The sequence below is a fragment of the Streptomyces sp. NPDC060205 genome (assembly GCF_042728395.1).
Classification (GTDB): Bacteria; Actinomycetota; Actinomycetes; order Streptomycetales; family Streptomycetaceae; genus Streptomyces.
This window is the reverse complement of sequence record NZ_JBHWZP010000198.1, coordinates 17,250-17,520: the sequence shown is the minus strand read 5'-3', so window position 1 is coordinate 17,520 and position 271 is coordinate 17,250.

Here is a 271-nt window from a genome sequence, read left to right as displayed (position 1 = left end):
CCCCTGAGGGGCCAGGGGCGCGGGGAACTGCGCGGCCGGCCACGATGGGCCCGCAGCCGACGAACCGGCGGAGCCACCCCTTGAGGGGCGCGGGGAACTGCGCGGCCAGCCACGGCGGGCCCGCGGCCGACATCCGGCTTGCGCCCCCACCGGCCCGCACCCAACAAACCCGGCCGAAGCCACCCACCCCCCCAAGGGGCGCGGGGAACTGCGCGACCAGCCCCCACCGGCCCGCACCCAACAACCCGGCCCAAGCCACCCACCCCCCACG